The organism is Flavobacterium sp. (assembly GCF_044361065.1).
Taxonomy (GTDB): Bacteria; Bacteroidota; Bacteroidia; order Flavobacteriales; family Flavobacteriaceae; genus Flavobacterium.
The window spans coordinates 1-7585 of sequence record NZ_JBIKJI010000108.1; the positions used below are offsets into that span (position 1 = coordinate 1).

Below are 7585 nucleotides of genomic sequence, written 5' to 3' on the forward strand. Positions count from 1 at the left end.
TTTTATTTCTTTTGGTGCTTTTACCAAATATTCTAAACTCATAAATTATAAATTTTTAAACCATTTTTGAAAATTTTCACCCACAAGTGGAACCAATTTCATTTCATTATTCATCACACCCGAAAAACTTATAATCCATAAGATTAAGAAAAACAACCAATATGCAGTTGATACAAACCAACTATCAAAATAGCCAATGAAATAACCACCCAAGTGAAAACACAAAAAGATGCCTAAAGTTTGACGCGTATAAAAACTAACAAAATGGTTCTTTTTTTCAGTATTCATCATAAGGGCTACAATGGTTCCAATTATGGTAAAATGGCCAATCATTGCATTTACTTTATGCTCTTCCATTAGATTTCAATTTTATTATTACTAATAATTCCGTACACTTTTCCTTTCATTTTCTTGCCTAACATAATCGAGTTTTTAGAAAAAGAAAGTATATTTTCTTTACTGAAAACCCATTCTTCATTAGGATTAAACAAAGTAAGTTCAGCTTTGTTTCCTTCTGTAATGGTATTGTTTTCTATGTTAAAATATGATTTCGCAGCAGTAAATTTGGCTACAATAACTTCCGTTGGTAAAACCGTTTGTAAGGCACCAAATGCACTTTCTAAACCTATCGAGCCATAATCGGCTAAATCGTATTCTAATTGCTTCTGTTCGATGTTTACTGGGCAATGGTCTGATGTGATGACTGAAATCACATTATTGATTACACCTTCTACAAGGGCTTTTCTGTCGGTTTCTGTGCGAAGTGGCGGATAAATTTTAGTATTCGAATTAAAATCTACCAATTCTTCATCTGTTAAGACTAAATTATTTACCGAAACCCCACACGTAATTTCTAATCCTTGTGCTTGAGCTTTTGCAATTAATTCAACAGATTTTTTAGTTGTTATGGATGGAATGTGTAATTTTCCTTTTGTATAAGCAAGTAACGCAATGTTTCTTTCGATTTCAATTTCTTCCGCCATTGCTGGAATTCCTTTTAATCCAAGTTTTGTTGAAACTTCTCCTTCATTCACAAACCCTTTTCCTTTAAGGTCTTTATTCATAGGTTGTACGAACAAAATTCCGTTAAAATTGTCTACATATTGAAATGCTATTTTTAATAAATTCCCATTCGTCATAGATTTTTTATAATCTCCAAAAGCAACCACGCCTGCATTTTTCATATCAAAAAGTTCAGCTAAGTCGGTTCCTTCGCTGTTTTTGGTCAAACAACCCACTATATGTAGGTTGGTGATGCTATTTTGTGCTTTGCTTTTAACAAATTGAATTACTGCTTGATTATCAATCGCTGGATTCGTATTGGAATGTAAGAAAACAGAAGTAAAACCACTTTTTGCAGCTACTTTTAGTCCGTTTTCAATGGTTTCTGTTGTTTCAAAACCTGGTTCTCCAAAAACTACCGAAGTATCTAACCAACCTTGAGAAATATGTAAGTTCTCTTTTTCAATGACTTCAAAACCTTCTTTTATGGTTAGATTTTTTCCAATTTTAGAAATAATCCCATCTGTAATTTCAATATCAACTTGTTGCTTATGAAATGGGTTTTGACTTTCAAGTAGTGTCGCGTTTTTTAGTAAAAGATTCATTTTACAAATTTTTGGATTAGTAATTCAATTAGTAAAAGTAATAATGTGGCAAAGATAAAATATTTCCAAACTTCATTGCTTGTTCTGGATGAATGAATGTCAGAATAAAACGTAGATACAGCATTTACTTCTGTACACGAATCAAAATAATCTGAATTTATTTGTGATAAATCGCTTTCATTTCTTGGATAATTGAAACTGATAGCTTTAAGCGATTCTTTATCTTTTAAAACTTCGTAATTCCCTGATTTTTCTGGATAATTTCCGAAAGTTAGTTTGATTTTATTATTCAAAATTTGTTGCATCGGAATAAAACTATTTTCTGTATTGGTAACGCTTAAAACATTATCTTTTGCAATAGTTTCGTTAATTATGGTGTAATTATTTTCTCCAATTACAAATGCATTTAAACCAGTTTTGTTATTATTCTGTCCCATATTATAAAAGGTAGGAACGATTAAAGGCGAATTTTGAATGTTCGAATTTTCCTTGTTTATTGAAGTAGAAAAGAAGAATAAATTTCCAAGTTTATTTGTGACATTTCCTAAGAAAACACTCTTATCTTCATATTGTAATACGGGCAAATTACTACCGTTTATGGTAAATGATGCATTCGTTTTTGGATATTGGAAATTGCTAATTTTCTTCTCAAATACATTGGCATATATCGGATGATTGAAACTAATTTGTGTAATTTGTTTTTCTTTTATTGTTTTTTCTGATAGCGAATTGGTACTGAAATTTCTCAAAAATGAATTGTAACTTTCAACTGAACTATTCACATCTGGAATAAAGATAATGTTTCCACCTTTGCTGTAGTAATTTTTTAACGTTACCGATAATGCGTTTGGAATAGTTGGTAATTCATTTAAAATTATGGCATCTGCATCTTCAATTGCATTATAATTTAAGGTATTTAATTCAGTTGAAGTAAAATTAAATTCCTCAGCAGTATAAATTCTGGATAAGAAATTGTTTTTAATGCTATTTCCAACTGCAATTACGTTAGATTTTTGAGGTTTCGAAATACTAAAATAAAACGAATTGTCATATTCTAAACTTGAATCTTGAATGGAAACATAGCCGTGAAAATCTGTTTTCGGAATGGTAAACAATATTTCTTTTTGCGGCTTTTCTTTCGAAATCAATGCTTTACCCACTAATTTTTTACCATTATACATAGAAATCGGCACATCATTTTCAACCTCTCCGTAAGTAGAAATACTAATTTTCAACTCGTAAAATTGATCTAAAACCTGACTAATTTGTACGTTTTTAATTGCAGAATTATAGGTTTCGTTTGCTTTTACGGTTTGATAATACAGCGATGAAGTTTCGCTTAAATTGGTTTTTAATTCTTCTTTTAAACCAACAGCGTCAGAAATAAATAAAATATCTTTCGGAATACCAGGTTTTTTGGCTTCAATTCTGGTGATAATTGCGGCAGGATTAAATGGAGTAGACGAGTAGTTTAAATTTTGTAATTCTTTTTGAATGTTTCTAATATTCGTGTCGTAAAAATTTTCATCGTTGGTAAGTACCGATAATTGTTGGTCTTCTGGTGTATTTTCTAATAGATCCTGAATGGTTCTTTTTAATAATTCGCCATTATTTCCTTTGGCTTGCATCGAAAAGGAATTATCGATTACCAAAATCAGTTCGTTATTTTTTTTATCGAAATCTTTTGCTTTGAAGAAAGGTTGCGCGAAGGCAAAAATTAAAGCGGTTAAAAGTAATAAACGAGTGACTAATAATAGCCATTTCTTAATTGTAGCACTTTTTCGTGTTTGAATTTGAAGTTCTTTCAGCAATTTAACATTCGTGAATTCTTGTTTTTTAAATCGTCTCAATTGAAAAAGATGTACCAAAATTGGTATGATCAATAGAAATAAAAAATATAGAATTTCTGGGTTTTTAAATTGCATTTTTATTAAAGTTTTTCAAAAATACTAAAAATATCACCTTGTTGCAATTAGTTTTATATTAATTCACTACGATTCGCAGATTTAAATATGAATTTTGTCATACTGAACTTGTTTCAGTATCTATAATTGACGCTGAAACGAGTTCAGCGTGACAAGTCATTTACTTTTTCTTTTTCTTTTCGTCTCGTTTTCTTTCAATTCCTCGGTTTCTGGAAGCGGTTTTTCTTGGTGTTCTTTTTCCTGGACCTCCTAAATTGACCTTACTATTTTTCTCTGATTTTTTCTCAAAAGCATCACCACCCGTTTTCTTTACACGTTTCAAAAGGGTTTTTACTTTCTTTTGATCTTTCTCGAATTCTAAACGTTGTTGTTCGATTTTTACGCCAGCTGGAATTTCGTGAATTTTAATTTCCGTTTGCATTAGCATTTCCACTTCCAGTTGAAATTCGTCTTCTTTCGGACCAATAAAACTAATGGCAATACCGTCTTTATCGGCACGACCCGTACGACCAATTCTGTGCATATATTGTTCTGGGATTTCAGGAAATTGCATATTTATTACGTGTGTAATATCTGTAATATCCAATCCACGTGCCATAATATCAGTGGTTACTAAACCTCTAATTTCACCTGTTTGAAAATTTTCCATCATATTTAAACGGTAGTTTTGCGTTTTATTGGAGTGCACCGTTCCAAACTGACCTGGAAAATCTTCTTCTAAATGTTCTAATAGGAAATCGGCCATTCTTTTACTGTTTACAAACAATAAAATTCGGCTGTATGATTCGTCTTGTAATAAATGTTTAAGTAAATTGACTTTCGTTAAAAAGTTCGGCACCACATAAGCACGTTGTTCGATTTGCTCTAATGGAGTACCACTTGGCGCTAACGAAACTTCTTCTGGAAATTCGAAAAATTCATCTAACAAATCATCTACTTCTTCTGTCATAGTTGCCGAAAACAAAATATTTTGTCTTTTCGAACGCATCATTGATAATATAGAAGTCAATTGTACTCGAAATCCTAAATTTAATATTTCATCAAATTCATCAATCACTAATTTTTGTAAATCGTCAAAACGCAAGACATTATCTAACGCCAAATCCATAATTCTACCTGGCGTTCCTACCACAATATCAATTCCAGAATAAATGTCTTTTTTTTGTGTATTGATGTTCACACCACCATAAACAGCAAGTGAACGCACACTCATATATTTGGTTAATTTTTCAATTTCTTCGTGCACTTGCACTACTAATTCACGAGTAGGTACTAAAATAAGCACTCTCGGTATATCGGTATGAACAAAACGCCATTGCTTTAAAATAGGTAACAAATAGGCAAACGTTTTACCCGTTCCGGTTTGTGCAATTCCCATCACATCTCTACCCGACATAACAATTGGAAAGGCTTTTGATTGGATAGGAGTAGGAGTTGTGAAACCTAAATCGTCTATAGCTTTTTGTAGCGAAATTGGAAGATTAAGTTGTTCGAATGTAACCATTTGTATGAAAATTTAGGCAAAGATAGTGATTGAGAGTTTGTGAAGCAATCTTTTAGATGGTTAGTTGGTTTTTGATAGAAACACGGATTTGACAGATGTAACGGATTTCCACTAATTTTTAATTTTAAACACATAGGCACATAGTTTTTTTTGAAATTATTTAGAAGCTTCGCTTTAGATAGGGAACATAGAAATTTCGTTTTGATATGATTGGAACACGGATTTGACAGATGTAACGGATTTCCACTAATTTTTAATATTAAACACATAGGCACATAGTTTTTTTTTAAAATTAATTAGAAGCTTCGCTTTAGATAGGGAACATAGAAATTGCGTTTGGATAAGATAGGAAAACGGATTTTACGGATTTCACTGATTTTTTAATATAAAAAGTTTGCTATTGATTTTTGCCTTTTTCCTTTTACCTTTGTCCTTTTACCCATACAATGAAACACGAAATTATCATTACGAAAGACGGTTCTACGTCTATTTATATTCCAGAATGGGATGAAACGTATCATTCTAAATTTGGTGCGATACAAGAAGCAAAACACGTATTTATAAAAAACGGATTGGCACTTTTTGAAGATGTTTTGGAAATTTCGATTTTAGAAATTGGTTTTGGTACCGGATTAAATGCATTAATTACGATGTTGGATGCCGAGCACCGACAAATAAAAGTGAATTATGTAGCCGTGGAAGCCTATCCGGTGGCTTTTGAAGATATTGTACAGCTCAATTATGCTACGCAATTGGAAGTACCCAACCGACAAGCGGATTTTGAACAACTACACACGTTGCCTTGGGAAGAAACTATTGAAATAACACCTTATTTTACCCTAACCAAGCGCAAACAATTTTTTAATGACATAACTGATGAAAATACGTTTGATTTAATTTATTTTGATGCTTTTGGCTACAACGTGCAACCCGAGTTATGGAATGAAGTTGTTTTTGAAAAAATGTACGTTGCCCTAAAAAGTAAAGGCATATTAACCACGTATGCGTGCCGTACCACAATTAAAAATGCTATGCAACACGCTGGTTTTGAAACCAAAAAACTACCAGGCGCACCCGGAAAAAGAGAAATGTTGCGTGCGTTGAAAAATGAAATTTATTAGGTACGAGATACCCAATTTTCTAAAGCAAGATTTTCAAAGTTTTTAAAATCTTTTGTGTTTTCTGTTACTAAAGTAAGTTGATTTACAAGTGCTGTAACTCCAATTAGTAAATCAAATTCGTCATTTTGCGGTTTTCCAATTTTGTTTAAACGGACTTTTTCTTCTGCATATTTTTTAATTGAACCATATATTGGAATAATTACAATACCCTTTAAAAAAATATCTACCGCTTTATGTGATTTTATTTTGTCAGAACTGTTTTCTGCACCAAATCTAAGTTCTAAGACTGTTATTTCAGAGATATAACAATTTTCTAAACCTTTGTTTTTAATGATAGTATCAATTTCAAATTTTCCGCGAAGAAAATGAATGCAGATATTTGTATCAAGTAAATATTTCATCAGAATTTAATTTCTTTTGTTCTGAATTTTCTATTTTTTTTGATTTCTGCATTTATTTCATCAGAGGATTTCTCAGTAGAAAAGGCTCCAAATGATTTAAAAAATGCGTTTTCTTTACTTTTAGTATCTGCTTTTATCGATTTTGTAAGTTTTTCAATAAGTTCAAGTTTACTAATTGAATTTAAACTTTCGAATAAACCATAATAATTTTCTATAATATTTTTATCAGTAAATGTCATTTTTACAAATTTATAATTCAAATATATAAAATATTTTTTGTTTTACAAGAATTGATTAGTTTCGTGCGTTGAAAAATGGGTAAAGGTTTAGTTACCACGCGAAAGGATTCGCGCGGTAGCTGTGAAAATTTTAATTAACTACTTTTACTAAATCATTATAATACCAAAAAACTGAATTTGGTCCTGAATTTGAAATGTGTCTTTTATTTATATAAGGTTGAACAGAACCACTGCGAACAAAAGTTATTTTAGTTGTATCATTGTATTTTATTTGCACGTTATTTTCATCGGTAACAAGACAGTTTTGACTGGTTACTATTATTTCATTCCCTATGTTGTCTTTTGCGTTTTGGTTGTACAATATAATTCTATTTTTTTTTACTTCAAGATAAATAGTTGTTGAAAAGTTTTCTTTGTATTTCCCTACTAAATTATCGTGTATTAAACCTTGAGTTGTTTGATTGTTTTCTACTTCTGGTGTAGTACAACTATTTAAAGTTAATACTATTGCTATTGATAAGATTAGTTTTTTCATAATTTCTGTTTTTTATTTCTTTTTGTGGAAAATTTAATCTCTAACCCAATAACCATTAGTTACATAAACATTAGGTGTATTGCTATTAGTTATAGTAATACCTAATACATCATCGTTTGTGGTATTTTGGTTATAAGTTGCTAATAGAAGTGTTAAGGTTTCATTATTACCTAAGTCGGCTTTAAATAGTGTACTTCCGTTATCGTCAATAACTGTTCCGTTTGTTCTTGTTAAGTTTTCTACTATTAATTGA

Annotated in this window: 9 protein-coding genes; 1 reads left to right on the forward strand and 8 read right to left on the reverse strand. The window is 30.8% G+C overall.

Annotated features, from left to right (window positions below; all coding sequences use genetic code 11):
- Nucleotides 1-45 precede the first annotated feature (45 nt).
- From ACIQ11_RS07385 to ACIQ11_RS07400, 4 genes are all read right to left on the reverse strand, one after another.
- On the reverse strand, nt 46-357 hold the full coding sequence (locus tag ACIQ11_RS07385) for a hypothetical protein (RefSeq protein WP_396154031.1): 312 nt from the start codon (nt 355-357) through the stop codon (nt 46-48).
- Nucleotides 357-1607, reverse strand: coding sequence for a dihydroorotase family protein (locus ACIQ11_RS07390; protein ID WP_396154032.1), 1251 nt, complete (start codon nt 1605-1607; stop codon nt 357-359). Before ACIQ11_RS07390 ends, ACIQ11_RS07385 begins: the two co-directional genes overlap by 1 nt.
- Nucleotides 1604-3532 (reverse strand): VWA domain-containing protein, encoded by a 1929-nt coding sequence (locus tag ACIQ11_RS07395; RefSeq protein ID WP_396154033.1) that lies wholly within the window; start codon nt 3530-3532, stop codon nt 1604-1606. Before ACIQ11_RS07395 ends, ACIQ11_RS07390 begins: the two co-directional genes overlap by 4 nt.
- A 160-nt stretch (nt 3533-3692) precedes the next feature.
- Nucleotides 3693-5036 (reverse strand): DEAD/DEAH box helicase, encoded by a 1344-nt coding sequence (locus ACIQ11_RS07400; RefSeq protein WP_396154034.1) that lies wholly within the window; start codon nt 5034-5036, stop codon nt 3693-3695.
- A 446-nt stretch (nt 5037-5482) separates the two neighbouring features.
- Here ACIQ11_RS07400 and mnmD point away from each other — a divergent pair, with 446 nt between their 5' ends.
- Nucleotides 5483-6157 carry a tRNA (5-methylaminomethyl-2-thiouridine)(34)-methyltransferase MnmD gene (mnmD, locus tag ACIQ11_RS07405; RefSeq protein ID WP_396154035.1) on the forward strand — a complete coding sequence of 225 codons (675 nt, stop codon included), beginning with the start codon at nt 5483-5485 and terminating at the stop codon, nt 6155-6157.
- Here mnmD and ACIQ11_RS07410 read toward each other — a convergent pair.
- The 4 genes from ACIQ11_RS07410 to ACIQ11_RS07425 all read right to left on the reverse strand — a co-directional run.
- Nucleotides 6154-6558: a type II toxin-antitoxin system VapC family toxin gene (locus tag ACIQ11_RS07410; RefSeq protein WP_291242388.1), complete on the reverse strand. Its 405-nt coding sequence runs from the start codon at nt 6556-6558 to the stop codon at nt 6154-6156. The genes mnmD and ACIQ11_RS07410 overlap by 4 nt on opposite strands.
- Nucleotides 6558-6797 carry a hypothetical protein gene (locus ACIQ11_RS07415; protein WP_396154036.1) on the reverse strand — a complete coding sequence of 80 codons (240 nt, stop codon included), beginning with the start codon at nt 6795-6797 and terminating at the stop codon, nt 6558-6560. The genes ACIQ11_RS07410 and ACIQ11_RS07415 overlap by 1 nt, the downstream gene beginning before the upstream one ends.
- A 130-nt stretch (nt 6798-6927) precedes the next feature.
- A complete protein-coding gene (locus ACIQ11_RS07420) occupies nt 6928-7332 on the reverse strand; it encodes a hypothetical protein (RefSeq protein WP_396154037.1) in 405 nt (134 codons plus the stop codon).
- Nucleotides 7333-7365: 33 nt separating this feature from the next.
- The coding region (locus ACIQ11_RS07425; RefSeq protein ID WP_396154038.1) for a hypothetical protein at nt 7366-7585 on the reverse strand (220 nt) is incomplete at its 5' end.

Bases quoted from the DNA above. Each gene is read 5' to 3' on its own strand.
- ACIQ11_RS07385 (WP_396154031.1), bottom strand. From the start codon at position 357: ATGGAAGAGCATAAAGTAAATGCAATGATTGGCCATTTTACCATAATT.
- ACIQ11_RS07390 (WP_396154032.1), bottom strand. From the start codon at position 1,607: ATGAATCTTTTACTAAAAAACGCGACACTACTTGAAAGTCAAAACCCA.
- ACIQ11_RS07395 (WP_396154033.1), bottom strand. From the start codon at position 3,532: ATGCAATTTAAAAACCCAGAAATTCTATATTTTTTATTTCTATTGATC.
- ACIQ11_RS07400 (WP_396154034.1), bottom strand. From the start codon at position 5,036: ATGGTTACATTCGAACAACTTAATCTTCCAATTTCGCTACAAAAAGCT.
- mnmD (WP_396154035.1), top strand. From the start codon at position 5,483: ATGAAACACGAAATTATCATTACGAAAGACGGTTCTACGTCTATTTAT.
- ACIQ11_RS07410 (WP_291242388.1), bottom strand. From the start codon at position 6,558: ATGAAATATTTACTTGATACAAATATCTGCATTCATTTTCTTCGCGGA.
- ACIQ11_RS07415 (WP_396154036.1), bottom strand. From the start codon at position 6,797: ATGACATTTACTGATAAAAATATTATAGAAAATTATTATGGTTTATTC.
- ACIQ11_RS07420 (WP_396154037.1), bottom strand. From the start codon at position 7,332: ATGAAAAAACTAATCTTATCAATAGCAATAGTATTAACTTTAAATAGT.